At 61.4% G+C, this 16,456-nt stretch carries 20 protein-coding genes; 3 read left to right on the top strand and 17 right to left on the bottom strand.

Going from position 1 to position 16,456, the window contains the following annotated elements:
• Positions 1-9 precede the first annotated feature (9 nt).
• The 15 genes from flgG to ABSG47_RS07510 form a co-directional block, all read right to left on the bottom strand.
• Positions 10-798, bottom strand: a complete 789-nt coding sequence (gene flgG, locus ABSG47_RS07580; RefSeq protein ID WP_424168468.1) for a flagellar basal-body rod protein FlgG — start codon at positions 796-798, stop codon at positions 10-12.
• Between the two features lie 167 nt (positions 799-965).
• Complete coding sequence (locus ABSG47_RS07575; RefSeq protein ID WP_424168466.1) at positions 966-1,703, bottom strand: flagellar hook-basal body protein; 738 nt, start codon at positions 1,701-1,703, stop codon at positions 966-968.
• A 341-nt stretch (positions 1,704-2,044) separates the two neighbouring features.
• Positions 2,045-2,527 carry a chemotaxis protein CheX gene (locus ABSG47_RS07570; RefSeq protein ID WP_424168464.1) on the bottom strand — a complete coding sequence of 161 codons (483 nt, stop codon included), beginning with the start codon at positions 2,525-2,527 and terminating at the stop codon, positions 2,045-2,047.
• Between the two features lie 113 nt (positions 2,528-2,640).
• Positions 2,641-3,024, bottom strand: a complete 384-nt coding sequence (locus ABSG47_RS07565; protein WP_424168461.1) for a response regulator — start codon at positions 3,022-3,024, stop codon at positions 2,641-2,643.
• Between the two features lie 104 nt (positions 3,025-3,128).
• A complete protein-coding gene (locus tag ABSG47_RS07560; protein WP_424168459.1) occupies positions 3,129-4,139 on the bottom strand; it encodes a cyclic di-GMP-binding domain-containing protein, MshE-related in 1,011 nt (336 codons plus the stop codon).
• Positions 4,127-4,909: a FliM/FliN family flagellar motor switch protein gene (locus tag ABSG47_RS07555; protein WP_424168457.1), complete on the bottom strand. Its 783-nt coding sequence runs from the start codon at positions 4,907-4,909 to the stop codon at positions 4,127-4,129. Before ABSG47_RS07555 ends, ABSG47_RS07560 begins: the two co-directional genes overlap by 13 nt.
• Positions 4,906-5,883 carry a flagellar motor switch protein FliM gene (locus ABSG47_RS07550; RefSeq protein WP_424168454.1) on the bottom strand — a complete coding sequence of 326 codons (978 nt, stop codon included), beginning with the start codon at positions 5,881-5,883 and terminating at the stop codon, positions 4,906-4,908. The genes ABSG47_RS07555 and ABSG47_RS07550 overlap by 4 nt, the downstream gene beginning before the upstream one ends.
• A 63-nt stretch (positions 5,884-5,946) precedes the next feature.
• A complete protein-coding gene (locus ABSG47_RS07545; RefSeq protein WP_424168452.1) occupies positions 5,947-6,813 on the bottom strand; it encodes a FliA/WhiG family RNA polymerase sigma factor in 867 nt (288 codons plus the stop codon).
• Between the two features lie 96 nt (positions 6,814-6,909).
• Entirely contained in the window at positions 6,910-9,042 is a 2,133-nt protein-coding gene (locus ABSG47_RS07540) for a flagellar biosynthesis protein FlhA (protein WP_424168450.1), read from the bottom strand.
• Positions 9,039-10,214, bottom strand: coding sequence for an EscU/YscU/HrcU family type III secretion system export apparatus switch protein (locus ABSG47_RS07535; protein ID WP_424168448.1), 1,176 nt, complete (start codon positions 10,212-10,214; stop codon positions 9,039-9,041). Before ABSG47_RS07535 ends, ABSG47_RS07540 begins: the two co-directional genes overlap by 4 nt.
• Positions 10,215-10,217: 3 nt before the next feature.
• Positions 10,218-10,985: a flagellar biosynthetic protein FliR gene (locus ABSG47_RS07530; protein ID WP_424168445.1), complete on the bottom strand. Its 768-nt coding sequence runs from the start codon at positions 10,983-10,985 to the stop codon at positions 10,218-10,220.
• A 157-nt stretch (positions 10,986-11,142) separates the two neighbouring features.
• Positions 11,143-11,412 carry a flagellar biosynthetic protein FliQ gene (locus ABSG47_RS07525; RefSeq protein WP_424168442.1) on the bottom strand — a complete coding sequence of 90 codons (270 nt, stop codon included), beginning with the start codon at positions 11,410-11,412 and terminating at the stop codon, positions 11,143-11,145.
• A 56-nt stretch (positions 11,413-11,468) separates the two neighbouring features.
• A complete protein-coding gene (fliP, locus tag ABSG47_RS07520) occupies positions 11,469-12,194 on the bottom strand; it encodes a flagellar type III secretion system pore protein FliP (protein ID WP_424168440.1) in 726 nt (241 codons plus the stop codon).
• The gene (locus ABSG47_RS07515) at positions 12,188-12,508 is read right to left on the bottom strand and encodes a flagellar biosynthetic protein FliO (RefSeq protein ID WP_424168437.1); all 321 of its coding nucleotides are present in this window, start codon (positions 12,506-12,508) and stop codon (positions 12,188-12,190) included. The genes fliP and ABSG47_RS07515 overlap by 7 nt, the downstream gene beginning before the upstream one ends.
• A 95-nt stretch (positions 12,509-12,603) precedes the next feature.
• The gene (locus tag ABSG47_RS07510) at positions 12,604-13,113 is read right to left on the bottom strand and encodes a FliM/FliN family flagellar motor switch protein (RefSeq protein ID WP_424168434.1); all 510 of its coding nucleotides are present in this window, start codon (positions 13,111-13,113) and stop codon (positions 12,604-12,606) included.
• 174 nt (positions 13,114-13,287) lie between these two features.
• Here ABSG47_RS07510 and pdxS point away from each other — a divergent pair, with 174 nt between their 5' ends.
• Complete coding sequence (gene pdxS / locus ABSG47_RS07505) at positions 13,288-14,298, top strand: pyridoxal 5'-phosphate synthase lyase subunit PdxS (protein ID WP_424168431.1); 1,011 nt, start codon at positions 13,288-13,290, stop codon at positions 14,296-14,298.
• Between the two features lie 167 nt (positions 14,299-14,465).
• On the opposite strand, the gene ABSG47_RS07500 is transcribed toward pdxS, so the two are convergent.
• Both ABSG47_RS07500 and ABSG47_RS07495 read right to left on the bottom strand, forming a co-directional pair.
• Complete coding sequence (locus ABSG47_RS07500; protein WP_424168429.1) at positions 14,466-14,780, bottom strand: XRE family transcriptional regulator; 315 nt, start codon at positions 14,778-14,780, stop codon at positions 14,466-14,468.
• Positions 14,781-14,784: 4 nt separating this feature from the next.
• Positions 14,785-15,132, bottom strand: coding sequence for a type II toxin-antitoxin system RelE/ParE family toxin (locus ABSG47_RS07495; protein WP_424168426.1), 348 nt, complete (start codon positions 15,130-15,132; stop codon positions 14,785-14,787).
• Positions 15,133-15,230: 98 nt separating this feature from the next.
• On the opposite strand from ABSG47_RS07495, the gene pdxT reads away from it, so the two are divergent.
• Positions 15,231-15,839 carry a pyridoxal 5'-phosphate synthase glutaminase subunit PdxT gene (gene pdxT / locus ABSG47_RS07490; protein WP_424168424.1) on the top strand — a complete coding sequence of 203 codons (609 nt, stop codon included), beginning with the start codon at positions 15,231-15,233 and terminating at the stop codon, positions 15,837-15,839.
• Positions 15,840-15,914: 75 nt separating this feature from the next.
• Positions 15,915-16,456 (top strand): ATP-binding cassette domain-containing protein (locus ABSG47_RS07485; RefSeq protein ID WP_424168421.1); only part of this gene is annotated, 542 nt, incomplete at its 3' end.

Below are 16,456 nucleotides of genomic sequence, written 5' to 3'. Positions count from 1 at the left end.
CTCTCTCGCTTACCGCGTCATGTTGTTGACTTGGGAATACATGTCGTCGGCGGCCTTGACCACCTTCGAGTTCGATTCATAGGCCCGCTGCGCCAGCACCATCTGCACAAACTCGGTCACCACATCCACATTGGAGTTTTCGAGATACCCCTGCTGCAGCGTGCCAACGCCTTCCGCGCCGCCCGGATTGCCCAGCACCGGATCGCCCGAGCTCAAGGTCTGATCCAGATAATTGCCGCCCATGTTTTCAAGGCCGCCGGGATTCGGAAAGGTCGCCAGTTGAATCTGGCCAAGCTGCGAGGGATTGCTTTGTCCCGGCATCGTCGCATTCACCACGCCGTACTGCGTAATCGTGATCGCCGTCGCCGTCGCCGGAATGGTGATCGTGGGAATGACCGGATCGCCTTCGGCGGTCACAATCGTGCCCTGGCTGTTGAGCTGAAACTGGCCCGCGCGCGTGTACGAAATCGTTCCGTCGGGGCGCTGCACCTGGAAGAAGCCGTTGCCTTCAATCGCCATATCGAGCGGATTGTCGGTCTCGTTCAACGAGCCCTGCGTGTTGATGACTTCTGTCGCCGCCGACTTCGTGCCCAGTCCGATCTGCAATCCCGCTGAGACTGTCGACTGGCTCTGCGCCGCGCCCGGCGTCACCAGGTTCTGGTAAACCATGTCTTGAAACTGCAGGCGCAACTGCCTGAAGCCTGTCGTCGCGGAGTTAGCCAGGTTGTTGGCAATCGTGTCCAGATTCAACTCCTGCGCGCTCATGCCGCTCGCTGCTGTATACAGTGCCCGAATCATGTGTCTCCTTGAGAGGGAACAGGGATCAGGGATCAGGGATCAGGAATTTCTCGCTGATGCCTGCCTCTGCCCAAGCTCCCGGGTTAGAAATCTCAGTCCCTGCTTAACTTGTTGTCTTATGGAATCAGTTTTTCCGATCCCTGATCCCTGTTCTCTGATCCCTGCCTTTAAACCTTCGGCAGATCCTCGGTTGCAAACTTGTTGAACTCCGTATGAAAGGTCGTCAGCGCCTTCTGCATCATCTCGGCCTGGCGCTGCATGACAATCAGATCCAGCGTCCCCTGAATCACATCCTGGTTGGCGGCCTCGATTGTTCCCTGATGCACCGTGGCATCCTTCGACTGCGTCCCCTTCGCGCCCTCGGGCGCAGCGTAGCGATTCGTACCCTCGGCCTTGAGTTGCACGCCGGGAGCAAAGCTGACCACGCCGAGTGTCGCCACCGTGCCGCCGGCCACCGAGACCGCGCCATTGGCGCCGATTGAAACCTCGCCCGGAGGCATCACGATCGGCTTGCCGTTCGCATCCAGCACCGGTTCGCCGCGCCCGGTCACCAGTGTGCCGTTCCCCGAGCGGTGAAAGCTGCCATCGCGCGTAAAGCGCACGCCATTGGCAGTCTGAATCTCAAAAAATCCCTGTCCCTCGATTGCCAGATCGAGTGGATTGCCCGTCTGGTTGAGAGCGCCCTGGCCCATGTTCAGCATGTCGCCGCCCAGCAGGCCAAAGTTGTTCACCGTGTGGCCCAACTGCGAGTCCAGCGCGTCCTGACCCAGTAATACGGAGCGAAAATACTCGCGCTCGGCTCTGTAACCCGGCGTCTGCGCATTGGCCAGGTTGCCCGCCGCGGTATCGAGCGCCTGCGTGCGCGCTACCAATCCCGTCAATGCCGCATAGTACCCGCTACCCATCCGCACACTCTCCTGTTCGTGCAGAAGATGTGCAGATCAATGGCCGAAATGTATGCAGGGAAAATTAGAAAAACTAGAGATCAGGGATCAGGGGTCAGAGATCAGAAAGGCATGTATGTAAAGAGTTGCCCTCTTCGATTTTTCGCATCCTATTGAAACGACGTTGTGCCTCGAAGCAAATGGACTGCCCCCTGCCCCCTGCCCCCTGACCCCTGACCCCTGATCTCTGATCTCTGACCCCTGACCCCTGATCCCTGCCTCAAAAAAATTCCCCGGCGCGTGTGAGGGCACGCCGGGGAGAAAAGGAACTGCAAGGTCGTTACAGATACGTCGAAAAACTTCTATCTCAATCCATCGCAGATGATCGTCACGTCAAAGCGCGCGTCGTCAAAGCTGAAGAAGTGATGCACCCGGAACTCCGGCGTTTGCACGTGAATGTTGTAATCCCGCCCCGTAATTACCGCCGGCACGGAAAGCCCGCAGTGCCCGGCCAGCTTGGGCACACGGCTCTTCCATGCTCCCGCCAGCATGTTGCATATCTCGCCGAAGGCGTCCCTCACCGTATCGTCCACCTCCGCAAACTCCATGCCCGTCATTCGTTCTGCCAGCAGTTGCGCCGTCTCCGCACTCGAACGCAGCACGCATGCGCCACTGAAGAGCCCTCCAAATCCCACCACCGCCGTAACCGACTCCGGCGTGTAGGGCATTGCGAGATCCTTCTCGCGCAGGCACGTGCCGCCCATCATCGTCTGAAAGACCTCTTCCACGCCTGCATCCAGATTTCTGGGATCCGCGATCAGCTCCACGGACTCACGCAACGACACGCCCATATCCTCTCTACCCTCTCTCGCTCGCACCGGACGGCTCCGGCAATCCATGCACCCGCAGATCAAGCCGGCGCCTTCCTGTTTCCAGCCGGCACGGCTGACCTCAACGCTCAGGCCGCGTTCAGCAGCGGCAGAACCCGCTCCTTCACCTGCTCGGCCGTAAACGGCTTCCGGATATAGCCCACCGCGCCGGCCAGGATCGCCTGCTTCACATGCTCCTCGCTCGATTCGGTGGTAATCATGATCACCGGCACACCCACAGCCAGATTCTGCACCTTCAGTTGCCGCAGAAACTCCAGGCCATCCATCACCGGCATGTTGATATCGGAGAGAATAATGTCCACGGGCTGATCCTTCAGCACCTCCAGCCCCTCGGCTCCGCTGCTGGCCTCATGCACCACCAGCGTGTCGAGCCCTGCCTGCCGCAGCGCCCTCTCCACAATCTTCCGCATCACGGAAGAGTCATCCACAATCAGCGTGCGTATCTCGCTCATGCCCAGGCTTCCTTCCCGCTCCTGACCTCTTTATCGGCCCCCTGCGCAGCTTCTTGAACCCTCCCCCGCGCTTTCAGAAACAGCCCCTCATCGGGCTCAGCCCTTTATCCGCCAACCGTGCCGATCACATCCTCCACAGTCCCCGTCTCAGAGAAAATTCCCGCTTCCGGCTCTGCCTTGCGCAGCATGCGCAGCCACAGAAAGTCATGCACCCGAACCAGCCGCGCCTCCGCCGGGCCAACCTTTTCAACCGCCCTCGCCATAGCCCGCGCCAGCATCTCCTCGCTCACGGCTTCCACCAGCTCCACCGATGGATACTTCGTCCGCAGAGCGCGCTCATGCGCTCTGCCGAAATCCGCATCCGCCACCACGCCGCATTCCACGCGCAGCCCCGTCATCCGCTCAATCGCCCTGGCCAGCACCGGGTCCAGCCGGTCCTCAAAGCCCAGGTACAACACCTTTCCCGCCGCCAGCCGCAGCGGTACCGCGCCAAAGGCGTCCACAAAGAGCCGTGGAACAAACTGAGCCAGCCCTTCCGGATCCTGCGCAGATGTCGGCAGCACCGGGCAGCTCCATTGGAGAGCCAAAGCGCGCGTCACCAGATCCTCGCTCACTCCCTGTTGCCGCACCAGCCATCCCCCCAGCCGCCCGCCGTGCTGCTTCTGGCTCGCCACGGCGCCGCGCAGTTGTGTCTCCGTGATCCACCCCTTCTCAAGCATCAGCAGCCCCAGCGGAATCCGGTGACGGTAAGGCTCCTTCGCCGCCGCGCGGCCCTTGTTCTCCCGCGCCACAGCGGTCCGCACCCGCGCCTCCATGCAGGCCGGCGAACAGCTCCAGCCGCCCTCAAAGACCGGCCCGCTCCGGTTCCGCCAAAGCTGCATCCAGCCAGTCCGGCACTGCGGATTGGCGCAGCTCTGCGTCAGTCCGCCGCGCTTGCCTTCCCCGGTGGAAACCGTTCGCTTCCCCGGAGCCTCCCGCTCCACCACACGGCGCAGAATCGCCTCCGCCGCATGCGGATCCAGATTTTGATCCAGATTCCGGAGTCCACCGCGGCCCGTCTGCAAGCTCCACTCAGGATCGTTCTCCCACGCGTTCCGTCGATTTAGAAGAGGCATCGAATCGTCTCCAACCGCCGCCGCGGCTCCGCAACTTCGGTCACCCGCAGGCCAAAGTTGCCATTCACCAGCACCACGTCTCCACGCGCCACAATCTTGTCGGCGATGATCAGATCCACAGGATCGGAGATATGCCGGTCCAGTTGCACCACATCGCCCGGCCCCAGCTCCAGCAGCTCGCCCAGCGGCAGCTCCCGGCTCCCGAAACGCAGCGTAGCCTCAAGCTCCACATCCAGCAGCAAATCAATTCCCGGCGCAACTCCGGCGGCCACAGGCGTGCGCCCCGCGGCCGTCTTCGTCGTTTTTCCGGCCGCCTCGGCCTTCCCCGTTTCCGTCTTTCCTGCCTCAGCCTTTTTGGCCGCATGCACATCGTCGCGCACCAGAACCATCCAGCTCCCCAAACTCGTCTTCAGCTCAAAGGCACGCGAGATCTTGTTCTCCGCAACAATCTCCTCCAGCTTCCCTAACGTCACCTTCAGTCCGGACTCCGCCAACAGCTCCCCGGCGGCCGATTCCGTGATCTCTTTCAGCAGCTCGCCCCAGGCGCTCTTCTGATCCACGCCTTCGCCCAGCAGCGGAACCTCCAGGACCCCGGCGTCCAGTACAACTGCGAACCGTCCCTCCTTTTCTCCTGTAACGGTTACCGCAAATCCGAAAGAGCCGCCCGCCAGCGGCTTCGGCAGCGATTCGGTAAACTCCGGCTCTCCGGCCAGCGCCTGCGTCAACAGCGCGCTTGCCGCTCCAATCCAGCAATCGAGAAATGTCTTCATGCCCCCACTTCCTCCTTGCGGCGTTCCATGCGCGCCGCGCGCCGTGTGCCTTGCCGAATCGCCTCCGCTGTGGCCAGCAACTGGCCTCCCACGCGCCACTCCGGCGCCGTGTCGGAGGGAATATTGAACCGGATCACCGTTCCCGGCTCCATCGTCTCAATCGTCTTGAGAGGTACCCGTACCGAAGGCAGTTGCAGCGATCCTCCGAATGCGATCTTTTTGGACGACGCCTCCATCCGCGCCCGCACCTCCGGCGCATGCCGCCGGCTCTTGCCCCAGTCCGAGGTCAATCTGCGCAGAACCGTATTCGCCACCACCGCCGGAAATGCCAGGTTCAGCAATCCCGAGCCATGCGGCATGCGGATCTCGAAGCTCAGGCAGAGCGTCTTCTCATTCACCGGCATGATGCGCGCCGCCTGCGTCTGCATCTGCCGCCGTTCGAAGTTGAAGCTCAGGCCCACCGGCTGCCAGGCCATCGACAGCTCGCGGCAGACAATCTCCACCACGCTCGCCAGGATCGATTCCTCAATATCCGTCAGCTCGCGCAACGCGCCCTCGCGGCCCTCCCCGCCCAGCAGCAGGTCGATGATCGGCGGCACCAGCCCCATCTCCATCTGGATCAGGCTCAGCGAGCCTAGCGGCTCCAGGCGCACCGCCGCCATATAGTTCACTTCAGGAATCCGCAGCAGAAAATCGTTAAACGGAATCTGTTCGGCGGAGACAAGGCTCACATGAAAGCGTGTCCTCAACCATGCCGCCAGGTTGTGCGTCAGGTTGCGCGCGAACAGATCGTTCAGAATGCTGATCGCCCTGAGCTGATCGTTTGAAATCTGTCCCGCCGTTGAAAAGCTGAACGGAACCACCCGCGTCTTCACCTCGGGCTGCACTGTAGCGCCCTCGGATTCGGCCGCCGCCTGCGCTCGCGCTGCTTCAAAGAGCGCATCGATCTCATCCTGCTTGAGCATCTTCTCCATCGTGAGCTACTCCTTTCTGTCCTTGCCCTGTCCTGCCTGCTCTGTCCGTCACTTTTCCGTCAATCACTTTTCCGTCAATCTTGCTTTCTTTCTCTTCTTCTCAAACACGCCCTTCGAGGCCAGGTCCTTCAGCGAAGCCCGCAACCGCGCCACCGCTGAGGCATGCACCTGCGAAACCCGCGACTCCACCACCCCCAGAGCCAGACCAATCTCGCGCATCGTCATCTCCTCGTAGTAGTAGAGGGTCATCACCAGCCGCTCCCGCTCCGGCAGCTTCGAAATCGCCTCCGCCAGCCGGCCTTCGAGCTCGCCCCTCAGACAACGGAAGAGCGGGTCTTCCTCCGGACTTCCCGGTACATAAGCCAGCTCCTCATCGCCCGAATCCTCATTCCGCTCCACATGCAGCGTCCCAATCTCCAGGCCCTTCAGATCCCCCAGCAGTTGCTGATAGTCGTCCAGCGAGATTGACATCTCCGCCGCCACCTCGCTCTCGCTCGGAGCCCGTCCCAGCCGGCTGGTCAGCACCCGGATCGCCTCTTCCACCGCCCGGCCCTTGCGCCGCAACTCGCGCGGACTCCAGTCCAGCGTCCGCAGGCTGTCCAGAATCGCGCCGCGAATCCGGAACTGCGCATAGCTGCGGAACTGCACCTTCTTATCCGGGTCGAACTTGGCGAAGGCGTCCATCAGCCCCACCACGCCGGCCGAGATCAGGTCTTCGATCTCCACATGCTGCGGAAGCCGCTCATGAATCCGTCTTGCCAGAAACCGGACCACCGGAAGGTGTTCGAGAAGCACACGCTCCTGCTCCGGCGTCATCCCCGCGCCATTCGCGCTGATCCCCGCCACCGGATACCAGCCTGTGGGCGCCTGTTCCTGTTGCTGCATCCGGCCCTCGGCCGTACCTGACGTCGTTCCCGCCGTTTCCAGCATCTGCTCCGCCTTACTTCTTCAGAAATGCCTTGCCGATTCCCTGCTTGCAGGCCCGCCATGAGCCCGCCTCCATCGATCTGTTCTGACAGATCTGTCTTAACGAACTGTGCCCACCGGCCTCAGCCGGATCTCCGGCGGAATCTCCGCCGCCGCAATCACCGGGAGCCTGGGGAAAAGTGGTTCCAGCCACCGCCGCACGTAGTAACGGGCGGGCGAAGGACATAACAGCACCGGCGGGGCCGAAGGAGACGAGCCGCCGATAAGCGATTTCACAGAATCGGCCAGCCGCCGGACCAGCGGCGTTCCCGCCGCGCCAGAGGCGGCCAGCATTCGTCCCGAAGGATCGGGCGAAACCGTCGCCAGAATCTCGTCCTCCAGTTGTCCATCGAGCAGCATCACCGGCAGTTGACCATCGGCGTCGAGCAGCGGCTGCACCAGTCTGCGGCCCATCTTCTGCCGCGCCGCTTCCACCAGCACCTCGGTCGATTTGTTCACCGGAGCCATCTCGATCAACGCTTCGAGAATCGATCCCAGGTCGCGAATCGAAACCCGCTCGCGCAACAGTTGCTCCAGCACCCGGCCCACCTCGCCCAGCGTCAGCAGCTTTGGCACCAGCTCTTCCATCAGCCGCGGATGCGATTCGTTCAACCCATCCGTCAACCGCTTGATCTCCGCCCGTCCCAGCAGCTCCCATGCATGTCCGCGAATCAGTTCGCCCAGGTGCGTGGTCATCACCGTCGCGGCGTTCACCACCGAGTAGCCCGCCGCAATCGCCTGCTCCTCCATCTGCGGCGCGATCCAGATCGCCGAAACCCCGAAGGCCGGCTCCCTCGTCTCGCGTCCAGGCAGAGACCTGCGGTTCGATTCGCCCGACACCGCCAGCAGTTGCGGTCCCTCGGTCTGCCAGCGTCCAATCTCCATTCCCCGCAGCGAGACCACATACTCCCGCGGCCTCAGCCGGAGATTGTCCGAGATATGTACCGGCGGAATCAGAAAACCAAGCTCTGCCGAAAGATGCCGCCTGAGCGTCCGCACGCGGTTCAACAGTTGCCCGCCCTGCTTCTCATCCACCAGCGGAATCAACTGGAATCCAATCTCAAGCGTCAGCTCTTCGAGCTTCAGCAGCGACGCAATCTCCGCCGTCTGCGCACTCTTCTTGGTCTCCGACGGCGCCCCCACGGGAGCTGCCACCGTCGCCGCCTTCTTCGAGACCATTCGTCCGCCCACAAAGAGCGCAGTTGAAACCAGCAGGAAGGAGAGCTTCGGCAACCCTGGAATCAGGCACAGCGCCGCCGTCACCGTTCCGGCCAGATACAAGGTCGCGGGCCGCGCCAGCAACTGTTCGCGAATCTCGCCGCCCAGCATTCCCGCCGAGTTCGCCCTGGTCAGCACGATGCCGCCCGCCACCGAGACCAGCAGCGACGGAATCATCGTCACCAGTCCATCGCCCACCGTGAGAATCGTGTAAGTCTTGACCGCATCGCCCAGGCTCACGCCCTGCTGCAGTGTGCCGATCAACAGGCCGGCAATAATGTTGATCGCCGTAATCAGAATCGTGGCCAGTGAATCGCGCTGATTGAATCGCGCCGCGCCATCCATCGCGCCGTAGAACTCGGCCTCGCGCGCAATCGCCTGCCGTCTCCGCCGCGCCTCGGCCTCATCGATCAATCCGGCATTCATGTCGGCATCGATCGCCATCTGCTTGCCCGGCAGCGCATCGAGCGTAAACCTCGCCGTCACCTCCGCCGTTCTCACCGCGCCGTGCGAAACCACCAGGAACTGAATCGCAATCAGCGCGAGAAACAGCACAAAGCCCACCACGTAATTGCCGCCCACCACAAACTGTCCGAAGGCCTCGATCACGTTGCCCGCCGCCGCCGTGCCTTCCGAGCCGTGCAGCAGAATCCTTCGGCTGGACGCGATATTCAGAGACAGCCGGAACAGCGTCAGCAGCAGCAGCAGCGTCGGAAAGACGCTCATCTCAACAGCGCGGCGAATCTGTACCGCCGAAAGAAAGACAATCATCGACGCCGCCATCGAAAGCGCCAGCAACATATCCAGCGCCACGGCAGGCAGCGGCACCAGCATGACGAAGATCACGCTGATCGCCGCCAGCGGCAGCAGATAGTCTTTAAACCGGCCCAGAAATCCGGCCAGCGCCTGCGCCGGATTCGTCACTGTTACGCCGGAGCCCTTGGCCTGCGTCCCTGTCATCGCACTCGTGCTCATCGCATCTCTCTCCGGGGCAGGTTTGCCCCCATGTTTCTCAACGAATGCGCAGTCTGTGCCGCCTGCTGCGCCGTGGCCCTGGCAGCCTTCGCCTGGGCCTCGCGATACTTCTTCTCTCGCAGCTCCTGCTCCACTCTCTGCTTGTAGAGCCAGGCCAGAATCGAGGCCACCGCCTGGTAAAGATCCACCGGAATCGACTGGCCAACCTCCACTGAGCGATACAGGCTCCGCGCCAGCGGCGGATTCTCAATCACCGGAACCCCAGCCCATCGCGCTTCCGCCTTGATCTCCTCAGCCAGCAGATTCCTTCCCTTGGCCAGCACCTTCGGCGCCTCCATCGTGCCGAAGTCGAATCCCAGCGCCACCGCATAGTGCGTCGGATTGGTCAGCACCACCGCCGCGCGCGCCACATCTTCCTTCACCCGCCTGCGGCGCATCTGCCGCTGCAGGCTGCGAATCCTGCTCTTGATCTGCGGCGAGCCCTCGGTCTCCTTGTGCTCTTCGCGCATGTCCTGCTTGGACATCTTCAGCCGGTTCTCGCGGCTCTGCCATTCCACCGCATAGTCCACCGCCGCCCAGCCAAAGAGCAGCCACGCCGCGGCCAGCAGCAGCCCATACACATCGCCGCCCACGGCCTCGATCCGTTCCATCGAAAACGGAGGCATCTGCATCTCGTGCCCGATCCGCTGCACCGCAAAGACCATCAGCAGCGCAGCCGGAATCAGCGACTTCCCCAGCCTCGCCACCGCGCGCAGCGTGAAGAGATTCTGCGCGTTCGTCAACGGGTTCAGCCGATCGAGCTTAAAGCCCAAAGCCTGCGGATGCACCTGAATTCCGCCTGTCTGCAGCACCGCCGCCGCCAGCGCCGCCGCGGCCACAGCCACCATCAGCATCGCCACCGGCGAAAGCAGGTCCAGCGACAGCCTTCGCACAGCAAATAGCGTCGGCAGCATCTCCGTCGGCTCCCAGTGCCGCACCTCGCCCAGCGACATAAACCCCGCAAATGTGCCGCGCCATACAACCATCGACCGCGTTCCCATCGCGCCAAGCATCATCGCCCCGGCCAGCGTGGCAGTCGCGCTGGTCAGCTCGCGGCTGTGCAGAATGTCGCCCTGCTGCCGCGCCTTTTCCCTGCGGTGCTGTGTTGCCTGTTCTGTGCGCTCTCCGGCCATCGACTAACCCTTCCCCCCGTTTGCAATCAGCGCCTGCGCCAGGTCGAGCAATCCCGCGAAACGCGCCCCGATAAACCGCGGCCACACCGCCAGCGAGCCCGCCAGCACCACAAAACCCGCCAGCGTCTTGATCGGAACCGTCAACGACATTACCGGAAGCTGCGGGCTGATCTTGCCCAGCAGCGCAACCGTCACCTCCACCAGCAGCGTCGCCGCCATCACCGGCGCGGACAGCTCCACCGCCGCCAGAAAGACTCCGCTTGCGGCCTTCACCACTCCAAGCACTCCACCCTGCGATAGAACGAATCCGCCCAGCGGCACCGCATGAAAGCTCCGTATCATCGAAGCCAGCAGAATCCTGTCCAGCCCCGCCGTAATCAGCACCAGCGTGCCCATCAGTTGAAAGAGATCGCCCAGCAGCGGCGTCTGGATCGGAGAGGAGGGATCGAGCAGATTCACCAGCGAGAAACTCAGTTGCGCACCCAGGATCTGTCCGGCAAACATCATCATCTCGTTCAACAGCGCCAGCGTCAGCCCGTACAGAATCCCCACTCCCACCTCGCCGATCAGCCCCTCGTAGCTGATCTCCACCTTCGCATTGGGCAAGGCCGCCACCAGCGGAGCCAGCAGGTAGCTCACTGCCAGCACAAAAGCCGCCTTGGCGCGCGCCGGCAGCGCGTTTGAGGAGAAGAACGGCGCAAAGGCCACCATTCCGCTCACCCGCACCAGCGCCAACATCAGCGCGCTCAGAAAATGTGCCCAATCGGTCAAAAAATCTCCTGAAAATCAGCTATCAGCTTTTAGCTGTTAACTTGTTCGTTCTCGTACCTAAGCCGGGTGCCCCATCCATGCGGCGTCTTTGCTTTTTGTCGCCAGGGTGGGATAGCACTCCCGCCAGTTCCCCACCATCGAGCTAAAAGCTGTCCCTTCATCCCACATACCGATGGAAGTCTCCCAGCAGCGTTCGCGTGTACGTCACCATCCGCTCCACAAACCACGGCATGCCCACCAGCAGAATCGTCGTCACCGCAAGCAATCGCGGCACCGAGGTCAGTGACTGATCCTGCAAGCTCGTCAGCGTCTGCACCAGGCTCAGCAGAAAACTCAAGAGCGCCGTGGCCAGCAGAATCGGAGCGGCCAGAATCATCGCTTCGCGCAGCAGGTGCCGCATCAGTTCGGAAACCAAATCGGGCGTCATCTGTTCATCTCCTTAAAAACTCAACAGCATTTCTGCTTGAGAACCCGAAGAGCGTTTTAGAAACTTTTTAGCAGCGATCCCGCCAGCAGATTCCACCCATCCACCATCACGAAGAGCAGAATCTTCAGCGGTGTCGAAACCACCACCGGCGGCAGTTGAAACATGCCAATCGAAGTCGTAATCGCCGCCGTCACCATGTCGATCAGCAGGAACGGCAGGAACAGTACCGCGCCGATCGCAAAACCCGCCTTTAACTCCGACAGAATGTAAGCCGGAATCACCACGCGCATCGGCAGATCGTCGGCTGTATTCGGCCTGGGCACCTGTCCAGCCGCCGTAAACAGCGTCAGGTCCTTCTCGCGAGCGTATTTCAACATGAAGTGCTTCACCGGCTGCGCGCCCTTGTCGATCGCCTCCATGCCCGTAATCTGACCATTGCGATAGGGCTCCACAGCCTGCTGGTCCACCTGCATCAACACCGGCGTCATCAGGAACCACGTCATCATCAGTCCCAGTCCCAGCAGCGTCGTGTTCGATGGAGCCGTCTGCGTGCCCAGCGCCTGGCGCAGAAAGTGAAAGACCACCAGCAGCCGCACCAGCGGCGTCATCGCCATCAGGATGGAAGGCAGAAGCGCAATCAACGTCAGAACAAAGACAATCGTCCACGGGGTCGAATCCGACGGATGCAGCTTCTGATTGAGATCCGGAATCATCGGCGCGGCTTGCGCTGCGCCCGCGGCTAGATCAAGAACAACATGATTCAGAACAAGGTGAACTACCATGAGACCCTCGCCTTCACGCCGCGAGTTCTCACGAAACTGTGTCCGTTGTCGCGGGGTCCGCTCTCCAGCGGATAAAACGCCGGCGCGCCCTCGGCCGAGCTCGCTACCAGAAAGCGCCTGCCCTCAGCTTCCACCAGCGCCAGCGTCTGCTTGGGAGCCAGCGTGATCCGCTCCACCAGCGCCAGCCTTGGAGCCTGCCTGCCCAGCCCGCGCAATGCCAGGCCGTTCCGGGCGCTGCGCCACTTCTCAAGCAGCCATACCGCCAGGCCGCCGGGCTCAGCTTTTTCTGTCTTCCTCACATGCTTCCAGTTCACACTCTGCTCCGTTTCTGGTCCTGCTCTTGCTTGGCAGGGTCTGTCGTACGGGGTCAGGAAATTGCCTTCAATTCCGTTGCATCAGGTCAGGCGCGTCAGGTTAAACGCGTCAGGCGCACCGCAAGCTGCGTATCCACCACTTCAAACGCGCTCCAGGCCAACTGCACCGGGCCGCTCGCTACCGGCACATCCTCGCCAGGCTCCCAGCCCGATTCGATCAGCGATCCCCGCTCCAGCATCAGCAGGTTCTTCACGCGGAAATCCCGGATCGGAATCCCCACGACGAGCTGCACCGGAAGCCGCGCCTCTACGCTATGCAGCTCGACCAGCCCTGTTTCTTCCGCCGCATCGAGAGCCGCGGTAGAAGCCATCAGCGCGGAGCCCGCCTCTTCCTTCGCCTCCGCCGCTGTCGATGCGTCCGCACCTTCGGCAGCGGCATCCTTCCCCAGGACGGCCTTCACGCCCGCGCTCAGCGCCGCCGTATCAAACTTGGCTGCAAGCGGAATCTCGTCCACGGAACTCTGCGCGGCACTCAGCGCAGGCCTTTGCGTGACATTCTTCAAATTGGTGTGCGAATTGGTTTGCGAATTGGTTTGGGTAGCCACGTCCTGCCTTATTGCAGAAAGGTGACCAGTTTGGGGACAGAAAGATTAGAAAGGTTTAAGGCGTGCGCTCCGGACCACCCCAACTTCATTCGCTGCTACACTGGTAAGTGCATTCTCATTGCCAAATTCTCACCACAAAGTGACGCTGGCAATGACCCCGCGAGGTCCAAAGTTATGTCAGAACAGAACGGAAACAAAGCCCTTACCTCCACCAGCCTCCGCCTAAAAATCGGCCTCGCCGAGATGCTCAAAGGCGGCGTCATCATGGACGTCATGAACGTCGAGCAGGCCCGCATCGCTGAAGAAGCCGGTGCAACCTCCGTCATGGCGCTCGAGCGCGTTCCCGCGATGATCCGCGCTGAAGGCGGCGTGGCCCGCATGGCCAGCCCCAGGCTCATCAAAGAGATCATCTCTACCGTCTCCATCCCCGTCATGGCCAAGGCCCGCATCGGCCACTTCGCCGAAGCACAGATCCTGCAGGAGCTCGGCGTCGACTTCATCGACGAATCCGAAGTCCTCACCCCCGCCGACGAGACGCACCACATCGACAAGCACGCCTTCAAGACTCCCTTCGTCTGCGGCGCGCGCAATCTCGGCGAAGCCCTCCGCCGCATCGCCGAAGGCGCGGCCATGATCCGCACCAAGGGCGAAGCCGGCACCGGCGACGTCGTCCACGCCGTCCAGCACATGCGCCAGATCGTAAAAGAGATGAAGGCTCTCACCGTCCTCAGCGAGCAGGAGCTCTATCACGCCGCCAAGGAACACCAGGCTCCCTATGAGCTCGTCCGCATCGTTGCGCAGCTCGGCAAGCTTCCCGTACCCAACTTCTCCGCCGGCGGCATCGCCACCCCGGCAGACGCAGCCCTCATGATGCAACTCGGCGCCGAAGCCGTCTTCGTCGGCTCAGGCATCTTCATGAAGGAACGCGCCACCCCGCTCGATGTCGAAATCCACAAGGATCGCAGTAAGTTCGACAGTCAGCTTGAATTTGAGAAGGCAGTAGATAAGGCCAAAGAGGAGCGCGCCGAAGCCGTCTCCCGCGCCAAGGCCATCGTCATCGCCACCACCCACTACAACGACCCGAAGATCGTTGCCGACGCCAGCGAGCAGGTCACCGGCACCATGAAGGGCCTGGCCGCCGCAGCCATCGAAGAGCGCGACCTCCTCCAAACCCGCGGCTGGTGAGGACTCGCCGTCCAGGCAACTGCGCTTCGCGCCATTCGTGCCGCTCGCAACAATACGGGCCTCCCGCTGGCCGGCGTTATATTTGTGGCAGAGTCAAGAACCGGGGACGCATCGCGTCCCCGATCTTCTTTGCTGCAACGGATGCCGGTCACATGACGGAATGTTCCTTACGACGACAGCTTATTCAGCAAATCAATCTTCACATCCCCGTCGGGAAAAACCGCGCGAATCTCCAACTCCCCGCCCATCGCTTCCACATAGCTGCGCAGTGTGCTCAGGTACATATCGGTGCGCTGCTCCAGCTTGGAGATATTGCCCTGATCCATCTCCAGCAACTCGGCCAGCCGCGTCTGCGTCATCCGGCGAGCGTTGCGGACCTGTTGCAGCGGCATCTCCTCAATGAGCTTCTTGGCGCGGAGGCGGGAAGCGGCTACCCTCTCCGGTCCCATTTTGGCTTCCAATTCAGACCACTTATGTGCCATGTCCTTACTCCTTGATCTCGCGCAGATGCTGCGCGTAAATTCCGTCGACCATTGGAACAAACTCTTCGTACCAACGGTTGTTTCCTGTTTTATCGCCTCCGATAAGCAGAACACCTACACGGCGCGGGTCAAAAACATAGAGAACACGATAAGGTCGGCCCTGATGCTGGATTCGTAACTCGCGCATATTGGGATACTGAGACCCGCGAACCGTATCAGCGTGTGGGCGGGTGAGCGCTGGCCCAAACTCTTGCACGAGGTAAACGCCATCCGCGACGCTGTTTTGCTCGTTAACAGATAGCTCATCCCACCACTTTCCGAATTCGTCCGTGAATTCGACTTCCCATGCCATGCATCTACTATGTACTATCTTACATATATCGTCAAGGGAATATCAGTAAACTAAAGGCACTGAATTTATTGAGCAGATAGAATGGTTCTAGTCCTCCAATGAACTCTTTATACGAACAATCTCCAGCCACACATCCCCGCATCGGCGTCCTCGCCATCCAGGGCGACTACTCCGCCCACGCCCAGGCACTAACCGAATCCGGCGCAGAAGCCATCGAGATCCGCAAGCCTGAAGAGCTCGCCAACGCAGACGCTCTCATCCTCCCAGGCGGCGAATCCACCACCATGCTTAAATTCCTGGAGCGCGGCAACTTCCTCAACGCCCTCAAGGAATTCGCCGCTCAGAAACCCGTCTTCGGCACCTGCGCCGGCGCAATCCTGATCGCCCGCGAAGTCCGCCATCCCGCACAAGTCAGCCTCGGTCTCCTCGACGCCGTCGTCGAGCGCAATGCCTATGGCCGCCAGATCGACTCCTCCATCCTCACTGCTCCCACTGAGCTAGGCCCCGAGCTGCTCGAAATGGTCTTCATCCGCGCCCCGCGTATCGTTGAAACCGGCCCAGAAGTCGAAATCCTCGCCCGCCGCGACGGCTTTCCTGTCCTCGTCCGCCAGGGCCGCATCCTCGCCGCCACCTTCCATCCCGAGCTCTCCGCCGACCGCCGCGTCCATCAATACTTCGTCGACACCGTCACCAACTCCAAGCTTTAAACCACATACCCCGTACCTTGACAATACTGAACGGTTTAGTTCAGTATTGACTTTATTCTCCAGGAGGTCGTCTGCGTGATCCGTGTTCAGAATCTCGTCAAGACCTTCGGCTCCTTCACCGCTGTGAATGATGTCTCATTCGATGTCGCAGAAGGCGAGATCTTCGCCTTCCTCGGTCCCAACGGAGCCGGAAAAACCACCACCATCAAAATGCTTACCACGCTGCTCCAGCCCACAAGCGGCAGCATTACACTCGATGGCCTAAACCCCAAAACACACCATAATCAGGTGCGCCAGCGCTTCGGCATCGTCTTTCAGGATCCCAGCCTCGACGGCGAGCTCACGGCATGGGAAAACATGGAGCTGCACGGCGTCCTCTATCACGTCCCGAGCAAAATCCGCCGCCAGCGCAGCGAGGAGCTGCTCAAGCTCTTCGAGCTCTGGGAGCGCAAGGACGAGCAGGCCAAGAAATTCTCCGGCGGTATGAAGCGCCGCCTCGAAATCGCGCGCGGCTTCCTGCACACTCCGCGCATTCTCTTTCTCGACGAACCGACCCTCGGCCTCGACCCTCAAAGCCGCAACCAGCTCTGGAACCACGTGAAGAACGTCAACGAAAC

This window comes from Occallatibacter sp., from assembly GCF_049510455.1.
Taxonomy (GTDB): Bacteria; Acidobacteriota; Terriglobia; order Terriglobales; family Acidobacteriaceae; genus Telmatobacter.
Note: the sequence above shows the minus strand (reverse complement) of the source record. Positions and strands in the feature narration are given on the sequence as shown.

Excerpts from the sequence above, each read along its gene's own strand:
- ABSG47_RS07535 (WP_424168448.1), bottom strand. The coding sequence starts at position 10,214 with ATGGCCGGAGAGCGCACAGAACAGGCAACACAGCACCGCAGGGAAAAG.
- ABSG47_RS07525 (WP_424168442.1), bottom strand. The coding sequence starts at position 11,412 with ATGACGCCCGATTTGGTTTCCGAACTGATGCGGCACCTGCTGCGCGAA.
- fliP (WP_424168440.1), bottom strand. The coding sequence starts at position 12,194 with ATGGTAGTTCACCTTGTTCTGAATCATGTTGTTCTTGATCTAGCCGCG.
- ABSG47_RS07575 (WP_424168466.1), bottom strand. The coding sequence starts at position 1,703 with ATGGGTAGCGGGTACTATGCGGCATTGACGGGATTGGTAGCGCGCACG.
- ABSG47_RS07555 (WP_424168457.1), bottom strand. The coding sequence starts at position 4,909 with ATGAAGACATTTCTCGATTGCTGGATTGGAGCGGCAAGCGCGCTGTTG.
- ABSG47_RS07540 (WP_424168450.1), bottom strand. The coding sequence starts at position 9,042 with ATGAGCACGAGTGCGATGACAGGGACGCAGGCCAAGGGCTCCGGCGTA.
- ABSG47_RS07560 (WP_424168459.1), bottom strand. The coding sequence starts at position 4,139 with ATGCCTCTTCTAAATCGACGGAACGCGTGGGAGAACGATCCTGAGTGG.
- ABSG47_RS07495 (WP_424168426.1), bottom strand. The coding sequence starts at position 15,132 with ATGGCATGGGAAGTCGAATTCACGGACGAATTCGGAAAGTGGTGGGAT.
- ABSG47_RS07500 (WP_424168429.1), bottom strand. The coding sequence starts at position 14,780 with ATGGCACATAAGTGGTCTGAATTGGAAGCCAAAATGGGACCGGAGAGG.
- ABSG47_RS07550 (WP_424168454.1), bottom strand. The coding sequence starts at position 5,883 with ATGGAGAAGATGCTCAAGCAGGATGAGATCGATGCGCTCTTTGAAGCA.
- pdxS (WP_424168431.1), top strand. The coding sequence starts at position 13,288 with ATGTCAGAACAGAACGGAAACAAAGCCCTTACCTCCACCAGCCTCCGC.
- pdxT (WP_424168424.1), top strand. The coding sequence starts at position 15,231 with ATGAACTCTTTATACGAACAATCTCCAGCCACACATCCCCGCATCGGC.
- ABSG47_RS07565 (WP_424168461.1), bottom strand. The coding sequence starts at position 3,024 with ATGAGCGAGATACGCACGCTGATTGTGGATGACTCTTCCGTGATGCGG.
- flgG (WP_424168468.1), bottom strand. The coding sequence starts at position 798 with ATGATTCGGGCACTGTATACAGCAGCGAGCGGCATGAGCGCGCAGGAG.
- ABSG47_RS07545 (WP_424168452.1), bottom strand. The coding sequence starts at position 6,813 with ATGCTGGAAACGGCGGGAACGACGTCAGGTACGGCCGAGGGCCGGATG.